Genomic DNA, 25,404 nt, shown 5'->3' with positions numbered 1-25,404 from the left:
CCGCTCACCACGGTTCCAGGATCGTCTTGACCATGCCGTCGCTCTTCGTCTGGAACATCTCGTACGCCCGCGGGCCGTCCTCCAGCGACATGGTCTGGGTCGCGAAGGTGTCGACGCCGAGCGGGTCCTCGTCGGTGAGCAGGGGCAGGATGTCGTCCACCCAGCGGTGCACGTTGGCCTGGCCCATGCGCAGCTGGATCTGTTTGTCGAACAGCGTGAGCATCGGCAGCGGGTCGGCCGTGCCGCCGTACACCCCGGAGACGGAGATGGTGCCGCCCCGGCGCACGGTGTCGATGGCGGCGTGCAGCGCGCCGAGCCGGTCGACGCCCGCGTGCTCCATGAGCTTCTGGGCGAGCGCGTCGGGCAGCAGTCCGGTGGCCCACTGGGCGGCCTTGGCGACGGGGGCGCCGTGCGCCTCCATGCCGACCGCGTCGATGACGGCGTCGGGGCCGCGTCCGTCGGTGAGGTCGCGGATCGCGTCGGGCAGCGCGTCGCCGTACGCGCCGATGTCGAACACGGTGATCCCGCGTGCCTTCGCGCGCTCCAGCCGTTCCGGTACGAGGTCGATGCCGATGACCTGGCCCGCGCCCCGCTCCTGCGCGATGCGGCAGGCCATGTCGCCGATGGGGCCGAGGCCGAAGACGGCCACCGAGCCGCCGGGCGGGATGTCGGCGTACTCGACGGCCTGCCAGGCGGTGGGCAGCACGTCGGAGAGGTAGAGGAAGCGGGCGTCGGGCGGTCCGTCGGGCACCTTGACGGGGAGTTCGTCGCCGAAGGGCACCCGCAGGTACTGGGCCTGGCCGCCGGGGACCTGGCCGTACAGCTTGGTGTAGCCGAACAGGGAGGCGCCCATGCCCCGGTCGCGCACCTGGGTGGTCTCGCACTGGGAGTGCAGGCCCTGGCGGCACATGTGACAGGTGCCGCAGGAGACGTTGAAGGGGACCACGACCCGGTCGCCGGGGGCGAGCGAGGTGACCTCGGGGCCGGTCTCCTCCACCAGGCCCATCGGCTCGTGGCCGAGGATGTCGCCCTCGTCGAGGAACGGCCCGAGGATCTCGTACAGATGCAGGTCGGAGCCGCAGATCCCGGTGGACGTCACCCGGACGATCACGTCGGTGGGGTCCCGCAGCTGGGGGTCGGGGACGGTCCGGATCTGTACGTCCCTCCTGCCCTGCCAGGTGAGAGCACGCATGGTCGCCTCCAGGGGTGGGTCTGTGCTGTGCGGCTCGTCCGGGTGCCGGGTACCCGGCGGCGGGGGGCTCACCCGGGCCGGTCACCGGGCCCGGGCCGGTCATCGGCGCCGGGCCGGTCGTCGGCGTCCCCGGGGCGCATGGCGGGCCGCGTGCGCGGGTACCCGGCTGGCCCGCGGAACGGAACGCGCACAGGTCGGGAGGCGGCTGTCATGGACGACACGACGCTGGGCGGGACGGGAGGCGGCCTGCGGGTCGTGGTCGTCGGGGCGACCGGGAACGTCGGCACCAGTGTGGTGCGGGCGTTGGGCGAGCGCCCGGAGGTGGGCTCCGTCCTCGGGCTGGCCCGCCGGACACCCGACTGGCAGCCCGCCAAGACGACCTGGGCGGCCGTGGACGTCGAGCCCGGCGGCGACGACCTCCTCCCCCACTTCACGGGCGCGGACGCGGTGATCCAGCTGGCCTGGAAGTTCCAGCCCACGCACGATCCGCTGACGACCTGGCGGACCAACGTGCTCGGCAGCAGGCGGGTGTTCGACGCCGTCGCGGCGGCCGGAGTGCCCACGCTGGTCCACGCCTCGTCGGTGGGCGCGTACTCCCCGGGTCCCAAGGACCGCGCGGTGGACGAGTCGTGGCCGACCGACGGCTGGCCGCAGGCGGCGTACTGCCGGGAGAAGGCGTACTTGGAACGCTGCCTGGACGCCTACGAACTGGCGCATCCGGAGGTCCGGGTCGTACGGATGCGTCCCGGCTTCATGTTCAAGCGGGAGTCGGCCGCCGAGCAGCGCAGGATCTTCGCGGGGTCGCTGATCCCGGCCCACCTGATCCGGCCGCAGTTCGTGCCGGCGGTGCCGGATCTGCCGGGGCTGGTGTTCCAGGCGCTGCACACCGACGACGCCGCCGACGCGTTCGCGCGGGCCGTCACCCTGCCGGTGCGCGGCGCGTTCAATCTCGCCGCCGAACCGGTCCTGAACGCCGACGAGTTGGGCAAGCTCCTGGAGGCGAAGCCGGTACGGGTGCCGCTGCCCCCGCTGCGCGCCGCGCTCGCGGCGGCCTGGTGGCTGCGGCTGGTGCCCGCCTCTCCCGACCTCTTCGACGCGGTACTGCGGCTGCCGCTGATGAACTGCTCCCGCGCGCATGAGGAGTTGGGCTGGCGGCCGACGCGTACCGCCCTGGAGGCCATCCAGGACTTCCTGGCCGGGCTCGGCGAACGCGCGGGCATGGACACGGCGCCGCTCGCGGCCTGAACGGGCTTCTTCACGGAGGCAGTTGTGCCGGAGCTGCGCGATGTCGAGTGTTTCCGGGGCGTGTTGGAGCGCTGCGGACAGGGACGGCGTGTCCGGGAAGTCGACGCGGGGGTGCTACGCGAGGTCTCCGCCGAACGGCTCCAACGCGCGGTGGCGGGACGGGCGTTCGCGGAGCCGCGTCGTCACGGCAAGTTCCTGGTCGCGCCGCTGGACGACGGCTCCGGCGACGACGGCCCCGCCCGGCCTTCGCCGCGCCCTCCCAGCACCCGCCACCCCGCCCCCTCCCCGACACCGCCCCGCCCCTCCCGGCCGGCATCGCCGCCGCCCCGCACGTTTCGCCCCCGCCCGCCTGGAGAACCGCAGGTGAAACCAATCCGTCCCGGACGGCCCCGGCCTCCGGGACAAGGTCGCAGGATGCTGGTGGATCATGTCCGCTGACGACCGGGCCGGGGTCGAGCCCGGCCGGATGCCCGAGGCTCTGTGCCGCGCCTGCGTGGAGTTGTTGCCGGTCGACGGCGCCTCCGTCTGCATCGCGGGCGGGCCGAGCGTGCGGGCCACCTGGTGTGCCAGTGACCGTACGGCGGCGCGGCTCGCGGAGACGCAGTACACGCTGGGCGACGGCCCCTGCCAGTGCGCGCTGGACGGTGCGGCGGCGGTGCTGGCCGCCGACCTCACCCAGGGCCCCGACGCGCGGCGCTGGCCCGTGTTCGCCGCCGAGGCGGTGGGGCTGGGCGTGCGGGCGGTGTTCTCGCTGCCGCTGGGGGCCGACGGAACCACCATCGGCACCCTCGACCTGTACCGCGCCCGCCCCGGCGGACTGTCCGAGTCCGACCTGCGCATCGCCCTGTGGACCCGGGACGCCGTCACCTTCGCCATCACCACCGCTCTCCAGTCCGGCCACGGCACGGGCGAAGGGCCCGCGGAGGAGGGCGTGGCACCGTGGGTGCGGGCCTCGGAGGCCGGCCACGGCGAGGTCCATCAGGCGGTCGGCATGGTCATGGTGCAGCTCGATCTGTCCCCGGAACAGGCGCTGGACCGTATCCGGGCGGCCGCGTTCGCGGAGGGCCGGACGGTCAGCGAGCTGGCGCGCGACATCGTCCTGCGCAGGGTCGGCCTCGGACCGGAGCCGGGCGACGACCGGGAGACGCGGAAGAGCGCTCCCTGACGCGCACAGGGCCCGCACCGGGCCCCTCCTCACCAGGGCGATGTTTGCCCCGCTGCGCACCGGTGACCCGACTGAGGCAGCCCCATGGGGACTCTGAAGGAAGATGAAGGCCGTGACCAGCGACAACGCCATGACCAAGGAGACCGAGGACAGTACCGGGGACACGACGGAGTGGGCGTCCGTCCGTGTCGTCGAGACCGGCTGGGCCAGGGCCCGCCGGCTGCGCGGCCGGCGGGTGCGCACCTGTGTGGCCGCGGTCGTCACCGACGACACCCCGCCCCGCGCCGGAGCCGAGGGGAACATCGTCAGGGGCGAGGACTGACCTTCCGGCACCGTCCGGACCGTCCGGCCGCGCGACGGCATGGACGGCGCGAGGCGTGGCACCCGTGTCCCCGTGTACGGGATACGAGCGACCTGGCAGGCGGTGGTCCGCGAGCTGTCCGCGACGGCGCTGGGCGTGCGCCGCGCCTGGGACGGTCCGAGCCGGGAACGGGACCTGATCGCACAGGCCGCGAAGGCCGCGCTGGCCGCCTGGATCGCCTGGGCGGTGGCCGGCTGGTGGCTGCACGTGCCCGCGGCGTTCGTCGCGCCCTGGGTGGCGGTGGTGCTGGTGGAGTGGACGGTGTACCGCTCCCTCGCCCACGGCCTCCAGCAGCTCGCGGCGCTCGCCTTCGGCACGGTCGCCGCGACGGCCGCCGGCCTCCTGATCTCCGACACCGTCGCGGCGATGGCCGTCGTCCTGCCCCCGGTGATGCTGATCGGTCACTGGCGGCGCCTGGGCAGCCAGGGGATCTACGCCGCCACCGGCGCCCTGTTCGCCCTGACCGCCGGGCCGGTGTCCATCGGCGCCGGTGCCGCGAGGATCGGCGCGGCCTGCTTCGGCGCCCTCGTGGGCATCGGCGTCAACGCCCTGATCCGGCCCCCGGTGTATCTGCGCGACGCCCGGGCTCTGCTCCAGGACGCGACCGACGAGGCGTACGACATCCTGCGCGAGGTGGCCGGCGGACTGGCCGAGGGGCGGCTGGAGGGCGCCGAGGAGGCGGGCGCCTGGCACGAGCGGGCGCTGCGGCTGTACGGCCTCGTGGAGCAGGCCCGCGCGGCGATGGCGCACTCCCGGGAGAGCCTCAGGGCCAACTTCCGCCACCGCACCGGCTCCGTACCGCCGCCCGGTCAGGCCTACGACGACGCGCTGACCGTCCTGGACTACGCCGCCGTGCACACCGCCGGAGTGACCCGTACCGTCCTGGAAGTGGCCTCCGCCGACGGCTCGGCACCCCGGCTTGAGCACCAACTCGCCGGTCAGTACGCGAAGTTCCTGAACCAGACCGCCCGCGCCCTGCATCTGTACGGCCACAGCCGGTTCGGGCGGGGCGGCGACGAGGCGCTGCGGGAGGCCGTGGAGACCATGCGGGACACGCTCGCGCCCCTGCGCCGCGGCCTGATCCGCTCGGCCGCCGACGACCCCGACCGGATCGCCACGTACGGCGCGCTGCTGACCCAGGCGCACCGGCTGGCGGACCAGTTGCAGGCCTCCGTGCCCGTTTCCGGTATGCGGACATGAGGGGAATCCGTGCCCGCCGGTCCGCGTTTCACCTGTTGCGGCCCGGTTACTTGAAAGGGAGTATTTCCTCCACCCGAGAGGGTGTTTTCCATGGATATCGTGCACCTGTCCGAGCGGGAATTGCGGACCTTGGCCGCGATGGAAAAGACCTTGGGCAAGGAGCCTTTCCGTGCCCGCCTCACCCGGGGGCACCGGCTCGCCCTGTGGGTGTCGGCCCTCGCGCTCGTCTCCGTCGCCCTGCTCACCCTGGACGTGCTGTTCATGAATCCGCTGCTGACCGGCGCGTTCATGCTCGTCTGGGCGCTCACCCTGGCCGGTCTGGTGGGGCTGGTCGTGCGCTGGAGCCACCGCTGGAAGAGGCAGGTGACGATCCGCATATGAGCACCCCGGACGCGTGCCGGGACACCGGTGTGCCGAATCCGCGCCGTCCGCTGTCCGACGCGGAATTCCGCCGGCTGATCGGTGAGGCACGGCAGGAGGCACGCCGCCGCCGGATCGGTGATCCCCCGGCGGCGGAATCGGCGTTCTCGCTCCGCACCCAGCACGCGGAATTCGGGGCGTCCGCGCACTGACCCGCGAGGCGCGCCAGGTGACCCCGGCGAGAGGAGCACAGGTGACAGCGTCGGCATCGGGAACGGGGAGCCGCCGGCCGGAGACCGGCGAGGCCGGGTACGAGCCCGACCCGCGCCGGTGGCGGGCCCTGTCGGTCACCCTGGTGGCCGGGTTCATGAGCCTGCTGGACGTGACGATCGTGGCCGTCGCGCTGCCCACCGTCCAGCGGGACCTGCACGCCTCACCGGCCCAGGTGCAGTGGGTGGTCTCCGGCTACGCCCTCACCTTCGCCCTCGCCCTGGTCACCGCCGGGCGGCTCGGCGACGCCCTGGACCGGCGCCGTATCTTCCTGCTGGCGCTCACCGGTTTCGTGCTGTTCAGCGCGGCCTGCGGAGCCGCCCCCGACATCACCCTGCTGGTGGTGGCCCGGCTCGCCCAGGGGCTGGCGGCGGGCTTCATGGCGCCGCAGAACTCCGCGCTCATCCAGCAGATGTTCCGGGGCGCCGAGCGCGGCCGGGCCTTCGGCTTCTTCGGCGCGACCGTCGGCATCTCCTCCGCCGTCGGCCCCCTGACCGGCGGCGCCATCCTCGCCCTGGCCTCCGGCGACCAGGGCTGGCGGTGGATCTTCTACGTGAACGTCCCCATCGGCATCCTCGCCGTCCTCCTTGGCCGGCGCCTCCTCCCCCGCACCCGCCCCGGCGGCCGGGGACACGTGGACGTGCCCGGGGTGCTGCTCCTGGGCCTCGGCGTGCTCGCGGTCATGTTCCCGATGGTCCAGGCGGACTCCGGGGGCATCGGGCGCCTGTGGTGGCTGTTCCCGGCGGGCGCGGCGCTGCTCGTGCTCTTCGCCCTGTGGCAGCGGCGGCTCGTCGCCCGGGGCACCCAGCCCCTGCTGGACCCGCGCCTGTTCACCACCGTGCGCGGCTACGCGGTCGGTGCGGGCGTCGGCACGCTGTACTTCATCGGCTTCAGCGGTGTCTGGCTGGTGTTCGCGCTCTTCTACCAGCACGGTCTCGGCTTCTCGCCGCTGATGTCGGGGCTCGCGGTGACCCCGTTCGCCCTCGGCTCGGCGATGGCCGCCGTGCTCGCCGGGCGTCTGGTGGAGCGCTTCGGCCGCGTGCTCACGGTGTGCGGTCTGACGGCGGTGATCGCGGGCCTCGCCGGCACCGCGCTGCTGCTCCGCCTCGCCCCGCTCGGCAGCGCCCCCTGGCTCGCCGCCCCGCTGCTGTTCCTGGGCGGTGTGGGCAGCGGGTTCGTGGTGTCCCCGAACATCACCATGACCCTGCGCGAGGTGCCCGTCCGCATGGCGGGCGCGGCGGGCGGCGCCCTCCAGACCGGTCAGCGCCTGGGCGCGGCGGTGGGTACGGCGGCGCTGCCCGGCCTGTTCTACGTGGCGCTCGGCGCCCACAGCGGCTACCGCTCCGCGCTCACCATGGCCCTGGCCGCCGCCCTCGCCGGTATGGCGGCGTCCCTGGCGCTCGCGGCCTTCGACTGGCAGCGGGACCGGCGCGCGTCGCGTGCCCGGCGCGCGTGTCCCGACGAGGTCGCGAACGATCCGGTGAACGCCCGGCAGACCTGAGGCCGCTGCGGGCCTCCCGCCGCCTCGCGGTGCGCTTTTCCGACCACTGCTCCACTCGTGTGCGACAACCACTCGTACGGCGGTATGTCGACCGCCCGGGCGCCCCCTTCTCCGCCCCGAGCCCGCAGGATTGCGGTCACCTACGCCATGGGGCGGCCGGACCGCGAACACCAGGAGAAGCGCAACCCGTGACTACCATCGACCGCCCCGACCCGGCAGCGGAGGACTCGTCCGAGAACGAGCTGCTGATCAGGCGCAGCGAGCCCGGCAGTGTCGTGGTGAAGTGGCTGACGACCACCGACCACAAGACGATCGGCACGCTGTATCTCACGACGTCGTTCGCGTTCTTCCTGGTCGGCGGGGTGCTGGCGCTGCTCATGCGCGCCGAGCTGGCCCGTCCGGGACTGCAGATCATCTCCAATGAGCAGTTCAACCAGGCGTTCACGATGCACGGCACCGTGATGCTGCTGATGTTCGCGACGCCGCTGTTCGCGGGCTTCACCAACTGGATCATGCCGCTGCAGATCGGCGCGCCCGACGTGGCGTTCCCCCGGCTGAACATGCTGGCGTACTGGCTGTATCTCTTCGGCTCGCTCATCGCGGTCGGCGGCTTCCTCACCCCGCAGGGCGCGGCCGACTTCGGCTGGTTCGCCTACTCGCCGCTCTCCAACGCCATCCGCTCCCCCGGCGTGGGCGGCGACATGTGGATCATGGGCCTGGCGCTCTCCGGCTTCGGCACGATCCTCGGCTCGGTCAACTTCATCACCACGATGATCTGCATGCGCGCGCCCGGCATGACCATGTTCCGGATGCCGATCTTCTGCTGGAACGCCATGCTGACCAGCGTGCTGGTCCTGTTCGCCTTCCCGGTCCTCGCGGCCGCGCTGCTCGCCCTGGAGGCGGACCGCAAGTTCGGCGCCCATGTCTACGACGCGGCCAACGGCGGCCCGCTGCTGTGGCAACACCTCTTCTGGTTCTTCGGCCATCCGGAGGTGTACATCATCGCCCTGCCGTTCTTCGGCATCGTCACGGAGATCATCCCGGTGTTCTCCCGCAAGCCGATCTTCGGCTACATGGGCCTGATCGCCGCCACGATCGCGATCGCGGGCCTCTCGGTCACTGTGTGGGCGCACCACATGTACGTCACCGGTGGTGTGCTGCTGCCCTACTTCTCCTTCATGACGTTCCTGATCGCGGTGCCCACCGGCGTGAAATTCTTCAACTGGATCGGCACCATGTGGAAAGGCTCGGTGTCCTTCGAGACACCGATGCTGTGGACCACCGGCTTCCTCGTCACGTTCCTCTTCGGCGGCCTCACCGGCGTCATCCTGGCCTCCCCGCCGATGGACTTCCACGTCTCGGACTCGTACTTCGTGGTGGCGCACTTCCACTACGTGGTGTTCGGCACCGTGGTCTTCGCGATGTTCGCCGGCTTCCACTTCTGGTGGCCGAAGTTCACCGGCAAGATGCTGGACGAGCGCCTGGGCAAGATCACCTTCTGGACGCTGTTCATCGGCTTCCACACCACGTTCCTGGTCCAGCACTGGCTGGGCGCGGAGGGCATGCCCCGCCGGTACGCGGACTACCTCGCGGCCGACGGCTTCACCGTCCTCAACACCGTCTCCACCATCGGCGCCTTCCTGCTCGGCCTGTCGATGCTGCCGTTCTTCTACAACGTCTGGAAGACCGCGCACTACGGCAAGCTCGTCAAGGTCGACGACCCCTGGGGCTACGGCCGCTCCCTGGAGTGGGCGACCTCCTGCCCGCCGCCGCGCCACAACTTCCTCACGCTGCCCCGCATCCGCAGCGAATCCCCGGCCTTCGACCTGCACCACCCCGACATCGCGATGGCCGAGCACGCCGCGCACGCGATCCGGCCGTGACCGCGCGGAGACACCATGAGCGATCCAGCAGGACGTGAGGCGGAGGACGCCAGGCTCGGCAACGAGGTCGAGGGCTACCTCCTGTGGCAGGCCACCATCGCGGTCGCGGAGCAGCGCGCGCGTGACTTCACCGGCCCGATGGACTGGCTGACCACCGCCCAGCGCGAGGAGATCGAGCGGCACTACATCGCCGACAGCCTCCACCGCGCCCGCCAGGACCTCGAACGCGTCGCCGCCCGCTGCCGCTCCCTGCGCACCGAATACGAACAGCGTTACCAGACCCTCCGCCTCCGCTGCGTCGCCTGCACCCTGGCGGCCGCCGCCTGCCTCACCTCGGTGACGACGGCCGCCCTGTCCCTGGCCAGATGATCCGGTGCCCTCCGTGACGAACCCCGGGTCCCGGGTACCCGGGAGTCCTCACGGAGGGAGGCCGTCCATGAGCTTCGAGACCCCGACCCCGTCCCAGGCCGAGGGCGAACGGGAACCGGACGTCGAAATCCCCGGCCGGTCCGTCCGCCGGGACGTACCCCGCACGACGCCGTCCCAGGCGGAGGGGGAGGACCCGGACGAGGAGACCGACTAGGCGGCCCGGGAAGGCGACCCGTGTCCCGCGACCCGGACGGTGGGCCGTATATCCGCGTGACAGCCCGCCGCCGGTCCGCCTACGATGCCCGCGATGAAGAACTTCTCCTCTTGTGGATCGGGGGAATCGTTCGCGCAAGGTGAGTGCTGATGGCATCTCACTTCGTGAACGTTCCGACCCGACTGTCGATGTGGCGGCGCGTGCGGGAGTACGCGGTGCCGCTGTCCATGATCGAGACGGCCACCGCGCGGCGGGCGGCCGGTGACTGGGGCGGGGCCTGTGCGGCCGCCCGGGTGGACCTCGATCTCGATCTCCGCGCCGTGCGCAAGCGGCACGGCAACGAATTCACCGGCCGGCTGCGGGCCGATCTGCGGCACCTGGCGCCCGATCTGCTGCGGTGGCACATGCCCCGGATCGTGCCCGACGGGCGGCTGCGGCCCGGTCTCACCCTGACGCTCGCCCGCTACGCGGGGGCCGTACCCGTGCATCTCGTCGTACGGACGCCGCCCGCCTGGGCGGACGCCGGACAGCGGATGACGCTGGCCCTGTGGGAGGGGCCGGGGAGCGGGGACGGCGGCCATCACCCGCATCCGCATCCCGACCGGCGCTTCCGGCTCGACCTGCACCGGCACCTGTGGGACGCCCGCGCGTGCGCCAGGCCCTGGCGTCCGCCCGGCCGGGCCGAGCCGCCCGAGGGGCTGGATCTGCCCTCCCCGTGGGCTATCGGGCACTGGGCCGCCGAGGCGGAAACCTTGTTGCGCGCCGAGGGGCGGGCTCGGGGGGTGTTCACCGTACGGCTCGGGTCGCGCCGTCGTGCCGTACTCGAACTCGTCGCGCCCGACGACAGCCATGCGCCGGCGGTTCGGCTCGTACGGGAGCCGCCGCCCCCGCAGGAGGTCGCGGCGCTTGCGGTGCTGCCCGAGGTGGCGGCGCGAGTGCTGCCCGACGCCGAGCTGCTGCGGGCCGGTCTGGTGACGCCGTCGCAGCTGCATCCGCTGGTCGCGGCCGCGCTGGCGGCGGACGGGGCGGGCGGGTCCGCCGCGCCCGTGGCCGGCCCGCACGATCCGCATCGGGTCGAGTGTCGGGGAGAGGTGCACCGGATCGCGCTGCGGGACGGTGCGCTGACCGCCGTCGACCACGATCCGGCAGAGCTCCGCCGCGAGGAGCTGCTGGTGGGGCTCGGCGGGCCGGCGCTGCCGTGTCTGCGGGCGATCGACGCCGTGCACCGCAGCCCCGAGGCGCTGCCGGCGATCCGGGAGCGGCTGCGGCACGGTGACACGGCGGGGGCGCTGACGGTGGTGGAGGGCCTGCTCGGCCCCGGGGCGCTGCTGCGCGACGGGCCGCTGCGGGACGAGCTGGAGTCGGCGGCGGCCGGCCGGATCGCGCACGGTCTCTACCGCTCGGGACTGGTCGCCGTGCATCCCGCCGCCGAGGCGGCCTGGGAAGCCGGCCGGCGCCCCCGTCTCGGCCGCCACGCTCCGGTCCCGCTCATCCACAAGCGCGACAGGAAGAACCGTCCTCGAACCGGCCTGGTTCTCTGACCGGCTTCACGCACAGACCAGTCAACTCCGCACGTCGTCATGCCCCTTGGGACAAAACTGTCCCCCTTCGCTTCCCCAGGTGATGCCCATGAACCCCAGCACGTCCACCGCACCCCAACTCGTCCTCGCACAAGACCTCTTGACCCTCCTCCGCACGACCACCACCGAACCTCGCCCCGACGAGCAGCTCGAAGCGCTCGCGCTCGCCGTCGCGGCCGATCTGCCCGTCCTGCTCTGGGGCGAGCCCGGCATCGGCAAGACCGCCGCCCTGACGCAGCTCGCCGACACGCTCGAACTGCCCCTGACCACCGTCATCGCCAGCGTCCACGAGCCGTCCGACTTCTCCGGGCTGCCGATCGTGGGCGACGACCCGGAGGTGCGCGGGGTACCGATGGCGCCGCCGCAGTGGGCGGTCGAACTGGTGCGGGCGGGCAAGGGGCTGCTGTTCCTCGACGAGCTGTCCACCGCGACTCCCGCCGTGCAGGCCGCGCTGCTCCGGGTCGTCCTGGAGCGCAGGGTGGGGGCGCTTCAACTCCCGCCGGGGGTAAGGATCGTGGCGGCCGCCAATCCACGTGCGTCGGCGGCGGACGGCTGGGAACTGAGCCCGCCGCTGGCCAACCGGTTCGTGCATCTGTACTGGACGCACGACCGCGAGGTGGTGGCGCGCGGGCTGGGCGGCGTCTGGCCCCGCGCCGAACTTCCCCGCCTGGAGCCGGAGTTGCTGCCGGAGGCGGTGGCCCTCGCGCGGCGCGCCGTCACCGGTTTCCTGAGCGCCCGCCCGACCCTGATCCACCGCCTGCCCAGCACCGAGACCCGGCGCGGCGGCGCCTGGCCCTCGCCCCGCAGCTGGGAGGCCGCGCTGACGCTGCTGGCCTTCGGCACGGCCGCGTCCGTCTCCCGCGACGTACTGGCGCTGCTCGTGCGGGGCGCGGTCGGGGACGGTCCCGGGCTCGAACTCCTCGCCCACATGGACCGGTTGGACCTCCCCGACCCGGAGGTCCTGCTCGCCGACCCGGCCTCCGCCGAGCTGCCGGAACGGGGCGATCTGCGGCAGGCCGCGCTGGAGGCGGTGGTCGCCGCCGTGGGAGCCCGGCCCGAACGGCAGCGCTGGGAGGCCGCCTGGGCGGTCCTGGCCCGGGCGCTGGAGACCGGCGCCCCGGATCTCCTGGTCGCCCCGGCCACGGCCCTGGCCGCGCTCCGGCGCGACGACTGGGACATACCGGACACGGTGGAGCGGCTTGCCGGGGTGGTCGGCCTCGCCCGAGGGGCCGACCAATCGGTGGAGCGGGTGGCCATGGCGGCCGGGGTGCGCCGATGACCGGGGCCGCCAAACGCCAGCCGGCCGGCACGACCGGTACGACCACCACGACCGGCGCCGCGAAGCGCCCCGTACCACGCCCCAAGCCCCCACCACGCCCCGTACGCCCCACCCCTCCCCCGCCCTCCGCCGACTCCGCCCTCCCCCTCCCCAAGCTGCTCACCGCCCGCCTCCACGCGGTCAAGGTCCGCCCCTATCTCGCCGACGCGCTCTTCGCGCTGCGTGTCGTGGAGGACCGCTCGGTGCCGACCATGGCGGTGGACCCGTACTGGCGCTGCTACGTCTCGCCCGCCTTCGTGGCCCGCACCCCCGTGGAGGAGCTGGCCGGGGTCTGGGTGCACGAGGTGTCCCATCTGCTGCGGGACCACCACGCCCGGGGCGAGCGGTACGCGCGGGAGCACGAGGCGCACGGCCCCGGCGAGCCGCTGCGGCGGAACATCGCCGCCGACTTCGAGATCAACGACGACATCTACGGCGACGGCCTGCCCCGGCCGGCCGGGGCGGTGCACCCGGAGCTGCTGGACCTGCGCGCCGATCTGCTGATGGAGGAATATCTGCGTACCGCCTCGCTGTCCGGGCTCACCTCGGATCTGGCCTGGCTGGACTGCGGCAGCGGTGCCGACGGGCGGGTGCGGCCGTGGGACCTCGGGCCCGGCGGGGCGTTCGGGCTGAGCAGGCAGCAGCGGGACGCGGTGCGGTTCCGGGTCGCGGAGGGGATCAGGGGCCGCCCTGGCACCGCGCCGGACGGCTGGCGTCGCTGGGCGGACGAGGCGTTCCATCCGCCGCAGCCGTGGCGGAGGTTGCTGGGGGCGGCGGTCCGCTCGGCGGCGTCCGCGCCCGGGGTGGGCGAGAACCACACCTACCGGCGGCCGTCCCGCCGCTCGGCCGCCGTGCCCGGGGTGGTGCTGCCGAGTCTGCGCCGTACACCGCCCCGGGTCTGCGTGGTGATCGACACCTCCGGCTCGGTGAGCGACGCCGAACTGGGCAGCGCGCTCCTCGAAGTGGCGGCGATCTCCCGGGCGGTGGGCGGCCGGCGCGACCTGGTGTCGGTGATCTCCTGCGACGCGGCGGCCGGGATCGCCGTACCGCTGTGCCGTGCCGAGGGCATCGAGCTGATCGGCGGTGGCGGCACGGATCTGCGGTCCGGGTTCGCCCGGGCGCTGCGCACGCGGCCGCGCCCGGACGTGATCGTGGCCCTGACGGACGGCCAGACCCCCTGGCCGTCCGCCCCGCCGCCGTGCCGTACCGTCGTCGGCCTCTTCCCGCGGCCGCCCCGGGCGCAGGACAAGGAGGACCCCGGCTATGTCCCGGAGGGGCCGCCCGCCTGGGCCCGGGTGGTCACCATCGGATGAGACGGCGGACGGCCACCGCCCCCTGACGCCCGCTCAGCTGACCGTCAGATTCTGCGCGACCGTGTTCCCGGCGAAGCCGTTCACCCCGAACAGCCCGCTCGCGTACGTCGAGTCGGTGGCGTCGATGACCGGATCGGCGCCGTTGCCGAGCCAGACACGGATGCGGGGGCCGTTCGTCTGCACCTTGAGGTGATAGGTGCGGCCCTCGACGACGCTCGTCTTGTACGTGGCGATGTCCTTGCCGGGGCGCCAGAGTTTGACGACTCCACTGGTGTCGATGTTCGCGGTGTACCCGGCGCCGGAGGCGTCCGCGTGGAAGGTGAGGCCGGTGGCGGTGCCGTTGGTGACGGACAGGTCGCCCTGGTAGGTGAAGTCGGCGCCGGTGCGGTCGCTGAGGTAGAAGCCGTCACCGGCGGTACGGCCGTGCAGGCCGTCGGGGCCGGTCGTCCAGGTGCCGCCGCGCGGTGTCCACCGTCCGGTGGTGAAGGAAGTGAAGCCGTTCGTACCGGTGTTGAGGTTCTGCACGGTGGCGGTGCCGCTGTAGACGTTCGCGCCGAACACCCCGCTCGTGTATGCGCCGTCGGTGGCGTCGATGACCGGGTCGGAGCCGTTGTCGAGCCAGACGCGGATGCGGTCGCCGTTCGTCTGCACCTTCAGATGGTGGGTGCTGCCGGCCGCGATGGGTGTGGCGTACGTCGCGATGTCCCGGCCGGGGCGCCAGAGTTTGACGACGCCGCTGGTGTCGATGTTCGCGGTGTACCCGGCGCCGGAGGCGTCCGCGCGGAAGGTGAGACCGCCGGCGCGGGCGGAGTCGAGGCTGATGTCGCCCTGGTAGGTGGCGTCGCCCGCGCCGGCGGCGCTGAGGTAGAAGGCGTCACCGGAGGCGGAGGCCTTCTTGCCGCCGCCGACGTCGCTCCAGTTGCCGCCGGAGGCGTGCCAGGGGCTCTTGAGGTTGCTCAGCAGTGTGGACTGCCCGGTGCCCCAACTGGTGCTGAGGCGGGTGAAGGTGGCGCTGTCCAGGGTCACCTTGCCGTCGAGCGCGAAGAGTCCGATGCCCTGGCTGTCGGCGCCGGAGTCGAAGTTGGCGTTGTCGGAGAGGGAGAAGAGACCGCCATCGGCGAAGGTCTCCAACTGCCCCCGGTCGACCAGGAGTCGGAGGCTTACCTTGCCGTTCCTCGGCTTGAGCGGCTTGCCCTGGAGCGTCTGGGCCTTGAGGTCGTAGACGACCCGGCGATCGGCGGAGCCGTCCGGGCGCAGATGCAGATCGAAGCCGAACCGGGAGGCGGTGGCGCCGCTGACGTCGAACTGCGCGGTCAGCTCGTAGGTGTCGGCCTTGACGCCGTCGAGGAGGTTGCCGTACTTGGCGGTGTCGATGGTCCGGTTCTTCCAACTGCGGCTGTCCGAGGCGAGGGTGGACAGTTCGGCGACCGGGGTGCGGGTGATCCGGGGCCCGTCGGGGGTGGTCACCAGGGCCAGGGTCGCGGGGAAGCTCGCGTTGCCGGTCCAGGTGCTGCCGTAGTTGCCGCCCTGCCAGGCCATCTGCACGGTACGGCCATCGGGGGTGTTGGTGAACGTCTCGGCGGCGTAGAAGCTGCCGCCAGCGTAGGTGGTGCCGAGGTCCATCTGCTGGGGCTGGGTCCAGTCGGTGCTGAACGTTTTGCCGTCGAAGGAGCCGACGACGTACTGGCTGGAGGCGGAGGTGAGGATCCACTTCTGCCGGCCGGACTTGCCGTCCAGGTTCAGCGGGTACATGTCCGGGCACTCGAAGAGCCAGGGTGCGCTGAAGCGGCTGGCGAACGTCCAGTCCAGGAGGTTGGGCGAGGTGTAGATGTTCACGCCGTTGCCGCCCTGCGCGGACCACACCACCATCGCCCAGCGGTGCCGGGCCGCGTCCCAGAAGACCTTGGGGTCACGGCTCTCGTCCGGGATGTCGATGACCTTGCGGCCCTTGTCGTAGGACTGGAAGGTCTGCCCGTTGTCGTTGCTGTAGAAGACGCTGACGCCGTTGGTGTTGGAGAAGACGACGATCGGGTCCAGCGAACCGGTCTTCAGGCCCGAGGTGTTGTCCTTGTCGACGACTCCCCCGCCGGAGAAGAGCGTGCCGGAGTGGACGCCGGGCTCCAGCGCGATGGGCTTCTGGGTCCAGTGGACCAGGTCGGGGCTGGTGGCGTGGCCCCAGTGCATGGTGTCCCAGGCCAGGCCGTGCGGGTTGTGCTGGTAGAAGAAGTGGTAGAGCCCGTTGGCGTAGACGAGCCCGTTGGGGTCGTTCATCCAGCCGGACTGCGAGCTGAAGTGGAACTGGCCCCGGTACGGCTCGCTGTAGGTGGTCGGCGGGTACGGGAACTCGGGGTAGTCCTGGACCGTCCCGGCGGCCGCGGGGGTGGCCGGCAGCAGCGCGGCCAGGAGCGCGGTCAGGGAGACGAGCAGGGCTGCGGCTCTTCGGCGCACGGGAAAACCACCCTCACCTGTGGACATGCACATGTCATCGTTGACATCGTTATCGCGTCCGGTCGGCAAGATGATGGGGCCCGGATCCCAACTCGTCAACGGACAGGGCGAGTTCGGTTCGATCGGCGTTCGGTTCGCTCAGTCGTCGGACTTCATTTCGCCCTGGCGCGCGAGCAGTTCGTCCATCGCGGTGGCCGCCATGTGCCGTGCGGTGCGCAGGATGTCCTCGTCACTGAAGTCGCCGCGCGCGGAGGCGTCCACGGCGGCGTTGATGCTCAACAGGGCCATGCGCAGCTGGAGTACGTCCGCCGGCGTGCGGCGGGGCAGCAGTTCGGCCAGGGCGTCGACGAGGGTGGCCAGGGCGGACCCGATCCGGTTGCCGCCCTGTCCGGCGAGGGTGCGCACCAGGAGCGGGTTGGCGGTCAAAAAGCGGATGCCGTGGAGCTTGTCGGCGGAGAACGACTCGACCCAGCGCAGCACGGCCGCCTTCGCCGACTCCGGTGTCCGGGGCTGGGTTTCGAGCCACGCGAGCAGGTCCTCCGCCTCCGCTCCCCGCTGCTCGACCAGGGAGCGGACGATGTCCTCCTTGCCGGCGAAGTGGTAGTAGAGCGACGCCTTCTTGATCCCGAGCACCTCCGCGATCTCGCGCATCGAGGTCGCCTCGTACCCCGACGCGGTGAACAGATCGAGGGCGACGCGGCGGATCGCGGCGCGGGTTTCGGCGCCGGAACGGCGGGGCGGCTCGGCGGCGGACGGTGGGGTCATGCCCGCAGCCTACCGCACGGTAGGCTTGCCTACCTTCCGGTAGGTAGGCTACGTTCGGCAGCATCGGCCGCCCATCCGCCGCAGCCGCCCCCTTCGCCCTTCACCTCAGCCGTCCCAGTCGCTCCAGCCGCCCCGGAGGAACAAGATGAGCAGGTACGACGTCGTGCGCGAGTACCCGTATCCGATTGCGGAGGTCTGGCACGTCCTGACCGACCCCGCCCGCGTGGCCCAGTGGACGACCACGGGCCGGGGCGGCCGCCCGGAGGGCTTCGCGCCGGTCGTCGGCACGGAGTTCCGGTTCGTCGGCAAGCCGGCCATGGGCTGGGCGGGGATCGTGTACTGCGAGATCCAGGAGGCCGACGCGCCCCGCCGGCTGCGCTACACCTGGAAGGGCGACGCCGGCGCCGGCGAGGTCACCGAGGTGACGTACCTCCTCGAAGAGATACCCGGCGGCACCCGTTTCACCTGGCAGCACACCGGGTTCACCGGCGTCGGCGGCTTCGCCATGTCGAAGCTGCTGGGCAGCGTCCGCCGCAGGATGCTGACCGAGGGCCTTCCCCCGGTGCTCGCGGCCCACCACGCCGCTCAACCGTCCTGATCAGGCAGCCAGACCCCCTCGCGCATGAGCACCCTGCCCCGCAGCTCCGGTGACCCGCGCCAGGCCAGCACGGTGCTCAACTCCACCCGGGCATAGGCGAACGGACCCTCCTCCGTCCGGGGATCCCACCCGAACTTCCCGGCGAACCCGTCCGCCGCCTCAGCGGGCACCTCCCCGGCCGGAAGACACCGCGCCTCGCCGCGCAGCAGGACGACGTCGTAGCTGTCCGGCAACGCCAGCTGTATGCGCGGCTCCTCCCGGAGGTTCCGCACGGTCGCGGAGTTGCTTCCGGTGCACATCCACACCGCCCGGCCGTCCCACCAGAACCACAACGGCACCTGGTGCGGGCCGTGTCGGGGGTGAGCGGTCGACACCCATGCATCCCGGTCCCGGTGAGCCGGTCGAGAGTGTCCTGCCTGCGCTTCGCCCGATCCCGGCGACTGGTTTCCACGGTCCGCATGCCGGTCAACCTAGCCAGCGGTGTCGCCGTACGCCTGAGGCATTGGGCCTACGACCTGCGACCGAAGCCTCGGCAGGCGGGGGCGGACACGGGACCGCTCACGGCGCGGTGAACAGGGTCGGGAAGCGGGGCGCGAGCCAGGGCTTGCGCCCCCAGGCGAGTACGCCTCCGCGTGCCATGGCCTGCCAGGGCCCCCGGCGTCCCAGCGCGATGAGGAGGAAGGTGACCGGCTCGGTGAGGAGGGTGCAGTCGGACCGCTCCGGCGGGCCGGGGAGCACCTGGACCGCGCCGTCGGCGAAGGCGACGCCGAACGTCTCGCCGCCCCGGACGCGCAGGGTGTAACGGGCCGTCAGCCCGGAGGCGGCGCCGGCATCGGCCACGCGCGGCATCGCCGTCTTCAGGAACGGCAGGCACAGGGCGACCCGCGCCGGGTCGATCATGTGCGGGCGGCGCAGCGCGCGGGCGAGGTCGTAGCCGTGGCCCAGCATGTGGGTCAGCAGGTAGGAGCCGAGGACGGTCCGGTCCATGGGACCGAGCGGGGTGAGCAGCGTCCCCTCCGCCGCGCCGCCGCCCACCGCGTCCAGGAACACCCCGGCCTGCTCCACGATCATCGCCGCCAGCGGCTTCGCCCCGCGCTCGGGGAACTCGGCGAGGCTGCGCGCGTTGGCCGCCGCGAGGCTCTGCGGCGTACCGTCCCCGTAACGGTGCTCCCGGCCGGAGGCCAGCTCGGCCATCAGCCCGTTGGCCAGGGCCAGATGGGCGGCCGTCTCACCGACGGTCCACTCCAGCCCCGGCACGGGACGGTTCATGTCCGCCGCGCCGTCAAGGAGCGCGGCGATCTCCCCGGCGGTCTCCCGTATCGCCCGCCCGAGCCCCTCCGGCAGAACACCCCCGGCATCCGTCCCCACTTCCCGCTCCACGCCGCCCGCTCTCCTCGTGTCTCCATGACCCCGCACCCGTGGCGCGGCACACGCGGCACGAAACCAGACCCACCGGTACGGGACAAGAGCCCTGGGTGGCAGCGCGCGGCCGCTCGCGATGATGCGACCCACCCCTCGTCCGACCCGCCTCACCTGATCCCCCGCCCTCAAGGCATGGACATGGCGATATCAATCTGTGAAGATCCTTTGAGTTTTTGATCAAGCTTCTGTGAAGCAATGGGTGGGGTGGATGAGAAGACAACACAGACCGGCCGGCAGACGTGTCCTGGTCTATGCCGCGTATGTCATGAGCGGCGTCCTGAGCATGGGAGTCGGGCTGCCGGCCGCGCACGCCACGGACACGGCTGACGATCCGGCCGTGTCCGCGCCCGCGTCCGCGACCGCGTCCGGGGACGAGGACGCGGCGATCGGCGCGGCCCGCAGGAGCGCGGCCGCGTCGGGGGAACGCGTGGAGGTCGCGGACCTGCGCACCGAGAGTTCCACCACGTTCGTCAATCCCGACGGGTCGGTGACGGTGGAGTCGTCCACCGGGCCGGTTCGGGTCAAGGACGACGAGGGTTCGTGGCATGACGTGGACACCACCCTCGTCCACCGCGACGGAGGGATCGAGCCCCGGCAGGCGGCGGCGGACATCCGCATCTCCGACGGCGGCACCGGCCCGCTGGCCGAGGTCGAGGAGGGGAACAGGACCCTCGGCATCAGCTGGGACGGCAACCTCCCCGAGCCGGAGATCCAGGGCGACACCGCCGTCTACAGCGACGTACGGCCGGGCCAGGACCTCGTGGTGTCCGCGCTGCCGGAGGGCTTCTCGCACCAGCTCGTCCTGAAGCAGCGCCCCACGGACGACGTGGAGCTGCGCATCCCCGTGTCCGCCGACGGACTCACGCTCCACCGGACGGCCGACGACCACCTGCTGTGGGAGAGCGCCGACGGCAAGCACGTCGCGACCGCCCCCGTACCGGTCATGTGGGGCGACGCGGAGGGCTCCGCCTCGGGCGAACCGGCCAAGGTCACCGACGTCGACGTCTCCGTGGAGAGCGGCGCCGACGGCCAGACCCTCGTCCTCAAGCCGGACGCGTCGTTCCTCGCGGACCCCGCCGTGAAGTACCCCGTCACCGTCGACCCGACCAACACCCTGCTCGGCCCGCTCACGGACACCTGGATCCAGGACAGCGACTACCCGACCTCCCAGCGCGGCTCGACCGAGCTGAAGGCAGGGACGTACAACGGGACGCAGCGCGCCCGCTCCTACCTCAAGTTCGACGCGGCCAGGTTCCTCGGCAAGCACATCGTCAGCGCCGACCTGCGGCTGTACTCCTACTGGTCGTCCTCCTGCTCGACGGACAACTCCGGCATCCAGGTGCGCCGCGTCACCGGTGACTGGGACCCGTCCGGCATCTCCTGGAGCAGCCAGCCGAGCACGACCACCGCGTCGGCACCGGTGTCGAAGGCGGCCAAGGGCTACAGCTCCAACTGCCCCGCCGGCCAGGTGTCCTGGGACGTCGACGGCATCACCCAGGCGTGGGCCGACGGCCAGCCCAACTACGGTGTGCGGCTCGCCGCCGTGGACGAGACCGACCCCCTGACCTGGCGCCGCTACCGCTCCGCCAACTATGTCGACGGTTCGCACGACGCCGCCACCGAGCCGTCGCTGATCGTCACCTACAACTCCGCCCCGACGGTCCCCGCCAAGCTCGACGTCGGCCCGCTCAAGCCGGGCACCACGCTCACCACCGCCGCGTCCGTGACGCCCACGCTCCAGGCCGAGGCCAATGACAGCGACGCCGGCTCGTCCCTGGTGACGGAGTTCCAGGTGCAGCCGGACCCCGCGTTCGCCGACACCGCCTACACCTGGACCGGGAAGAGCGCCGCGTCCGCGCCGGGAGCCGTGGCCACCAAGCAGATCCCCACCACGTCGGCGGCGCCCGACGGCAGCCATCTGCAGATGCGCGCCCGCACCAGCGACGGCATCGACACCTCGGCCTGGTCCGGCTGGAAGGCGTTCCGGGTCGACGCGACCGCCGTACAGCCGGCCGACCTTCCCACCGGGCTCCAGACCGGGGCGACGGACACCCCCTCCCCCCTCGTCACCGGCATCGTCACCTCGCCCAACGGCGGTATGGTCGAAGCCCAGTTCCGCATCGACGGTCCCAACGGCGCCCAGACGCTGGGCAGTCAGCTCGTGCCCAACGGCGAGCGGGCCGGCTTCCAGATTCCCGCCGACCGGATGCCCTCCAGCGGACCGCTGAACTGGTCGATGAGGGCCTGCTACGCCGGCAAGTGCTCCGCGTGGGCCGCCGGAAGCCCGGTCACCACGTCCGTCGGCACACCGGACCCGGCACCCGCCACGTCCACGGTGGAGCTGCCGCTCACCAAGGCGACCGCCTGCACCGACACCTGCGTCGGCCAGACCGGCACCCCGCTGAAGGTCGGCAGCGTCTCGGGCAAGAACTGGCGCACCTACCTCAAGGCCGACATCTCGAAGATCCCCGCGGGCGCCCGCGTGACCAACGCCGTGCTCACCCTGCAGACGACCGGCAGCACGCCCGCGCTCGACCTGTACGCGCTCAACGCGGCCTGGACCACCAACGGCACGGGAAGCGACCTGGACGACGCGACCGCCCCGGAGGCCAACATGACGGCCGCCGCGCCCTGGTCGGTCGACATCACCGGTCTGGTCGTCGGCTGGACCGACCGCGCGAACGCCAACAACGGCCTGGTGCTGCGCGTGCCGGACGACGCGCCGAGCACCGCGGGCATCAGCTTCACCACCGGCACGCTCACCGTCGACTACGAGGCGGCCGCACCGCCGTCACCGCCCACGACGGTCCGCGCCCAGGCCGGTGACAAGGGAGCCGTCGTCACCTGGGGTGCCGCCGACGACAGCGGCTACAACGACAGCACGCTCACCTACGGGGTGAAGGCCGTCGACTCCTCGGGGACCGTGGTCGCCGAGCGCACCACCAAGGGCACGAACGCCGTGCTCACCGGACTCGCCAACGGACAGTCGTACACCTTCCGGGTCACCGCCTCCAGCCCGTACGGCACGAGCGACAGTGTCACCAGCGCGCAGGTCCAGCCCCTGAGCGCCCCGCTCGACAGCGCCGTCTACACCCAGGCGGTCAAGGAGTACCTCGACTCCGGGGCCTCCCTGACGAAGGGAGCGAGCAACAGTGCCGCCGCGGCGACGGCCGGCCGTCCGAACGCGCCCATGTACGCGGGGCTGTTGAAGGCCGAGGAGTCCTGGCTGATCGACACCCGCGACGCCCTCAAGGCGGACGGCCTCACCTACACGGCGGTCGGCGCCGGCCTCTCCGAACCCCTGGTGCTGCCCTCCGCCGACGGATCGGTGGCCGTCCGCGCGACGGTCGAGGAACAGCGGACGCCGACGGACACACCGTCGGACCCGGAAACCTCGCAAGAAACGTTCCTGTACACCTTCACGGGCGGGAGCACGCCGGTACTGCGCGGCAGGACCAGCGCCGTACAGTCCGAGCAGCAGCTGGCCAAGGACGAGCGCGCCCTGGGCGCCGTCACCTACGGCACCGTGGCCAACGACGACGGCACGGCAACGGCCACGCATCCGGCCGGCTTCGTGGCCTCCACGGCCTCCGCCTCGGCGGCGCAGCTCGCGAGCGCCACCATCAACGCCAACGGCACGGCGAAATACGCCCGCGATCACTGGGACGACGTTCCCCAATACGGTGAAGACTGCACGAATTTCGTCTCGCAGGCGCTGTACTACGGCGGCGGAATGCGCATGAAGGGCGTGGGCAAGAACAAGCAGAACGCCGATTACTGGTGGCGGAAGGGAAATACCGCACCACACGGGCATTTCTACTACACGCACTCCCACAGCTGGACGGTCGCCGACTACCTGTACACCTTCCTGTTGCGCAACAGCAAAGGAATGATCAACACTGAGAGCAAGCAGAAGGAAGCCAAGGTCGGCGACATCGTCCTCTTCAACTGGGGCGGCAAGGGCGGCTGGGACCACGCGGGCGTCATCACGAAGATGTCCAACGGGAAGGCGTACGTGACCGCGCACAACAACGCCCGCCTCAACAAGCGTCTCGATTCCTACATCGCCAGTTCCAAGGGCACGTGGGCGGACATTTTCCACGTGGTTCCGGAGTGGTACTGATGCCCCAGAGATCCAGAAAGCACATGTGGTGGGCGGCAGCGGCGCTCGCCGTCCTGGTGGCGGGCGTCGCCGGCTGGTGGCTGTTCCGGCCCCCCGCCCCCTACGCCCTGTGGAAGACGCCGGCGGTGAAGGTCACGGTGCTCGCCGTGAAGTCCGGGACCCCGGAGGCCAAAGAGGTCGCCGAGGACACGGATCTGCTCGTGAAGGTGTACGTCCAGCGGCTGTACGCCGGTGACGCCGCCGACCTCGCCCGCATCGGCGCCCCCTGGTACACCGGCCGCGAGCAGGCCGCACAGGAGCTGATCACCCGGTACGGCAGACACGCCGGCGAGCCGGTCGAAGTCACGGTGCACGACCCGGTGGTGCCGGAACTGGCCACGGTCGAGCTCCGGTTCGGCGACGGGCAACGGCAGACGCTGCACCTCAGCCGCGACGACGACGCGTGGTGGCTGCAGCTCGGAGACGGTGACCCGGAGGCGCCGTAGCCGACCGGAGCCGCGGTCCTCGGCGAGGACCGCGGCTCTGTCACGGGCGGACTCCTGACCTTTCCGGAGACCAAGAACCCTTACCAGCCAGGCTGTTGATGAGTCGGCCGAGTTCCGCCGGTGCCTCGATGTGGCCCAAGTGGCCCTGCCCGGCGAGCTCGTGGACCTCGGCATGGGCGAGGCGCTCGCGGACGTCGTCGAACGACGTGCCGTAGGGCTCGGTCCCGCGATTGCGCTCGCCGATGATCAGGTCGACCCGCTCCGCCCGGCGGGCCATCACATCCGGCGGCACTGTCGCGTCCAGCGCGCCGAACTCGGCGCGCAGCGGCGCGCTCAGGCGGCGCAAGGCCGCCCAACCGTCGTGATCGGCGCGGAGGTTCTCGACGTGGGCGGCGGAGAAGCCGGAGATCCGCCGGTTGACGATCTCGACGCTCCGGTCCCAGTCCGCCGCCTCCTCCGCGGCCTCCAGGTCCGGCAGCGCGTGCCGGCCGAAGGGCCGCATCACCGGCTCGTAGGCGATCACCTGACGCACCGGACGCTCGTCGGCGGACAGCAGGGCGATCAAGCCGCCGTAACTCCAGCCGAACAGCGCCCTCGCACCGCCGAGTTCGTCCAGGACCACGCCGAGGTCCTCGACCTCCGTCCGCATCGAGTACGAGCCGGTCAGCGGCCCCGAGGGGGTGCGGCCGCGCCGGTTGACGACCGCCACCGAGGGCCAGGCGTCGAGGGCGAGCGCGACATGGCGCCAGGTGTGCGCGTCGCTCATCACGCCCGGGACGACGACGAGGCCCGGGGCGTCCGGCTCCCCGTACACATCGACCGTGACCCAACTGCCCCCACCGACCGGCACCTTCTTCTGGATCGTTCGCTCCATAAATCTATTATGGAGCGAACGCTCTACAATGCAAGGGTGACCGAACGCAGCCGTGGACGACCGCGAGCCTTCGACCGTGACCGCGCGATCCTCGAAGCCGCCCGCCTCTTCTGGCGGCGGGGCTACTCCGGCACCTCGACCCGCGCCCTGACGGCGGCCCTGGGCCTCTCCACCTCCAGCCTCTACGCCGCCTTCGGCAGCAAGGCGGGACTGTTCGAGGAGGCGGTGCGGAGGTACGCCGAGCGGTACCGCGAGATCTACCGGCGGGCCGTGGAGGAGCAGGACGTCCGGACCGTCGTGGAGCGCGTCCTCGTCGACTCGGTCCACGAGTTCACCCAGCCGGACGACACACATCCCGGGTGCCTCGTGAGCAGCGCCGTGATGACCGACAGCACCGACACCCTCGACACCAGCGCCTACGTCGCCGAACTCCACCGCTCCAACCGGCAGGCACTCCTGCGGCGCGTCGAACGGGCCGTCGAGGACGGTGAGCTGACCGGCGGAGTCGGCGCGGTGGCCCTGACCGAGCTCGTCCAGGCCCTCTGGCACGGTCTGTCCGTACGGTCCGGCCTCGACGCGACGCGGGAGGACCTGATGGAGGCGGCGCGGCTCGCCCACGGGCTGATCTGCCGGCAACTGGGGTCGCCTGCCTCTTGACCCGCGGCGGCTTCGGCGACGACATTCGGCTGATGCGTCATCAGTCGGCTGCCGACGGGTC

General features: G+C 72.0%; 23 protein-coding genes and 1 pseudogene. 18 read left to right on the top strand and 6 right to left on the bottom strand.

The window, feature by feature from the left end; genetic code table 11:
* Positions 1 to 4: 4 nt before the first annotated feature.
* A complete protein-coding gene (locus AB0898_RS13815; protein ID WP_366803105.1) occupies positions 5 to 1,192 on the bottom strand; it encodes a zinc-dependent alcohol dehydrogenase in 1,188 nt (395 codons plus the stop codon).
* A 210-nt stretch (positions 1,193 to 1,402) separates the two neighbouring features.
* On the opposite strand from AB0898_RS13815, the gene AB0898_RS13810 reads away from it, so the two are divergent.
* From AB0898_RS13810 to AB0898_RS13745, 14 genes are all read left to right on the top strand, one after another.
* Entirely contained in the window at positions 1,403 to 2,437 is a 1,035-nt protein-coding gene (locus AB0898_RS13810; protein WP_366803104.1) for an NAD-dependent epimerase/dehydratase family protein, read from the top strand.
* Positions 2,438 to 2,461: 24 nt separating this feature from the next.
* Complete coding sequence (locus AB0898_RS13805; protein ID WP_366803103.1) at positions 2,462 to 2,875, top strand: DNA-formamidopyrimidine glycosylase family protein; 414 nt, start codon at positions 2,462 to 2,464, stop codon at positions 2,873 to 2,875.
* On the top strand, positions 2,865 to 3,602 hold the full coding sequence (locus tag AB0898_RS13800) for a GAF and ANTAR domain-containing protein (RefSeq protein WP_366803102.1): 738 nt from the start codon (positions 2,865 to 2,867) through the stop codon (positions 3,600 to 3,602). Before AB0898_RS13805 ends, AB0898_RS13800 begins: the two co-directional genes overlap by 11 nt.
* 112 nt (positions 3,603 to 3,714) lie before the next feature.
* On the top strand, positions 3,715 to 3,924 hold the full coding sequence (locus AB0898_RS13795; RefSeq protein WP_366803101.1) for a hypothetical protein: 210 nt from the start codon (positions 3,715 to 3,717) through the stop codon (positions 3,922 to 3,924).
* A gap of 81 nt (positions 3,925 to 4,005) precedes the next feature.
* Positions 4,006 to 5,163 carry an aromatic acid exporter family protein gene (locus tag AB0898_RS13790; RefSeq protein WP_366803202.1) on the top strand — a complete coding sequence of 386 codons (1,158 nt, stop codon included), beginning with the start codon at positions 4,006 to 4,008 and terminating at the stop codon, positions 5,161 to 5,163.
* 90 nt (positions 5,164 to 5,253) lie between these two features.
* Positions 5,254 to 5,544, top strand: a complete 291-nt coding sequence (locus AB0898_RS13785) for a hypothetical protein (RefSeq protein ID WP_366803100.1) — start codon at positions 5,254 to 5,256, stop codon at positions 5,542 to 5,544.
* Positions 5,541 to 5,735, top strand: a complete 195-nt coding sequence (locus AB0898_RS13780) for a hypothetical protein (protein WP_366803099.1) — start codon at positions 5,541 to 5,543, stop codon at positions 5,733 to 5,735. Before AB0898_RS13785 ends, AB0898_RS13780 begins: the two co-directional genes overlap by 4 nt.
* 41 nt (positions 5,736 to 5,776) lie before the next feature.
* Complete coding sequence (locus AB0898_RS13775) at positions 5,777 to 7,294, top strand: MFS transporter (protein WP_366803098.1); 1,518 nt, start codon at positions 5,777 to 5,779, stop codon at positions 7,292 to 7,294.
* A 188-nt stretch (positions 7,295 to 7,482) separates the two neighbouring features.
* Positions 7,483 to 9,177, top strand: a complete 1,695-nt coding sequence (ctaD, locus tag AB0898_RS13770; protein WP_366803097.1) for a cytochrome c oxidase subunit I — start codon at positions 7,483 to 7,485, stop codon at positions 9,175 to 9,177.
* 15 nt (positions 9,178 to 9,192) lie between these two features.
* Complete coding sequence (locus AB0898_RS13765; protein ID WP_366803096.1) at positions 9,193 to 9,546, top strand: cytochrome C oxidase subunit I; 354 nt, start codon at positions 9,193 to 9,195, stop codon at positions 9,544 to 9,546.
* A 67-nt stretch (positions 9,547 to 9,613) separates the two neighbouring features.
* Entirely contained in the window at positions 9,614 to 9,760 is a 147-nt protein-coding gene (locus AB0898_RS13760; protein ID WP_366803095.1) for a hypothetical protein, read from the top strand.
* 149 nt (positions 9,761 to 9,909) lie between these two features.
* On the top strand, positions 9,910 to 11,301 hold the full coding sequence (locus tag AB0898_RS13755) for a hypothetical protein (RefSeq protein WP_366803094.1): 1,392 nt from the start codon (positions 9,910 to 9,912) through the stop codon (positions 11,299 to 11,301).
* Between the two features lie 88 nt (positions 11,302 to 11,389).
* Positions 11,390 to 12,619, top strand: a complete 1,230-nt coding sequence (locus tag AB0898_RS13750; RefSeq protein ID WP_366803093.1) for an AAA family ATPase — start codon at positions 11,390 to 11,392, stop codon at positions 12,617 to 12,619.
* Positions 12,616 to 13,971 carry a DUF2201 family putative metallopeptidase gene (locus AB0898_RS13745; RefSeq protein ID WP_366803092.1) on the top strand — a complete coding sequence of 452 codons (1,356 nt, stop codon included), beginning with the start codon at positions 12,616 to 12,618 and terminating at the stop codon, positions 13,969 to 13,971. Before AB0898_RS13750 ends, AB0898_RS13745 begins: the two co-directional genes overlap by 4 nt.
* A 33-nt stretch (positions 13,972 to 14,004) precedes the next feature.
* Here AB0898_RS13745 and AB0898_RS13740 read toward each other — a convergent pair whose 3' ends face one another.
* Positions 14,005 to 16,419 (bottom strand): glycoside hydrolase family 32 protein, encoded by a 2,415-nt coding sequence (locus AB0898_RS13740; RefSeq protein WP_366803091.1) that lies wholly within the window; start codon positions 16,417 to 16,419, stop codon positions 14,005 to 14,007.
* Positions 16,420 to 16,557: 138 nt separating this feature from the next.
* A complete protein-coding gene (locus AB0898_RS13735) occupies positions 16,558 to 17,184 on the bottom strand; it encodes a TetR/AcrR family transcriptional regulator (RefSeq protein ID WP_366803090.1) in 627 nt (208 codons plus the stop codon).
* A gap of 145 nt (positions 17,185 to 17,329) precedes the next feature.
* Here AB0898_RS13735 and AB0898_RS13730 point away from each other — a divergent pair, with 145 nt between their 5' ends.
* Positions 17,330 to 17,782 (top strand): SRPBCC domain-containing protein, encoded by a 453-nt coding sequence (locus AB0898_RS13730; protein ID WP_366803089.1) that lies wholly within the window; start codon positions 17,330 to 17,332, stop codon positions 17,780 to 17,782.
* Here AB0898_RS13730 and AB0898_RS13725 read toward each other — a convergent pair.
* Both AB0898_RS13725 and AB0898_RS13720 read right to left on the bottom strand, forming a co-directional pair.
* Positions 17,770 to 18,242: pseudogene (locus AB0898_RS13725) on the bottom strand (pyridoxamine 5'-phosphate oxidase family protein). The gene AB0898_RS13730 and the pseudogene AB0898_RS13725 overlap by 13 nt on opposite strands.
* 98 nt (positions 18,243 to 18,340) lie before the next feature.
* Positions 18,341 to 19,162, bottom strand: coding sequence for a maleylpyruvate isomerase family mycothiol-dependent enzyme (locus tag AB0898_RS13720; protein ID WP_366803088.1), 822 nt, complete (start codon positions 19,160 to 19,162; stop codon positions 18,341 to 18,343).
* A 307-nt stretch (positions 19,163 to 19,469) separates the two neighbouring features.
* Between AB0898_RS13720 and AB0898_RS13715 the strand changes: the two genes are divergently transcribed.
* Both AB0898_RS13715 and AB0898_RS13710 read left to right on the top strand, forming a co-directional pair.
* The gene (locus AB0898_RS13715) at positions 19,470 to 23,327 is read left to right on the top strand and encodes a DNRLRE domain-containing protein (protein ID WP_366803087.1); all 3,858 of its coding nucleotides are present in this window, start codon (positions 19,470 to 19,472) and stop codon (positions 23,325 to 23,327) included.
* Complete coding sequence (locus AB0898_RS13710) at positions 23,327 to 23,812, top strand: hypothetical protein (protein ID WP_366803086.1); 486 nt, start codon at positions 23,327 to 23,329, stop codon at positions 23,810 to 23,812. The genes AB0898_RS13715 and AB0898_RS13710 overlap by 1 nt, the downstream gene beginning before the upstream one ends.
* Before the next feature lie 40 nt (positions 23,813 to 23,852).
* On the opposite strand, the gene AB0898_RS13705 is transcribed toward AB0898_RS13710, so the two are convergent.
* On the bottom strand, positions 23,853 to 24,686 hold the full coding sequence (locus AB0898_RS13705; protein ID WP_366803085.1) for an alpha/beta hydrolase: 834 nt from the start codon (positions 24,684 to 24,686) through the stop codon (positions 23,853 to 23,855).
* Positions 24,687 to 24,722: 36 nt separating this feature from the next.
* Here AB0898_RS13705 and AB0898_RS13700 point away from each other — a divergent pair, with 36 nt between their 5' ends.
* Positions 24,723 to 25,343 (top strand): TetR/AcrR family transcriptional regulator, encoded by a 621-nt coding sequence (locus tag AB0898_RS13700; protein WP_366803084.1) that lies wholly within the window; start codon positions 24,723 to 24,725, stop codon positions 25,341 to 25,343.
* Positions 25,344 to 25,404: the final 61 nt, after the last annotated feature.

The sequence above is a fragment of the Streptomyces sp. NPDC005435 genome, assembly GCF_040703155.1.
Classification (GTDB): Bacteria; Actinomycetota; Actinomycetes; order Streptomycetales; family Streptomycetaceae; genus Streptomyces.
The sequence above is the reverse complement of the archived record's forward strand: the minus strand, read 5'-3'. Positions and strand labels throughout refer to the sequence as shown.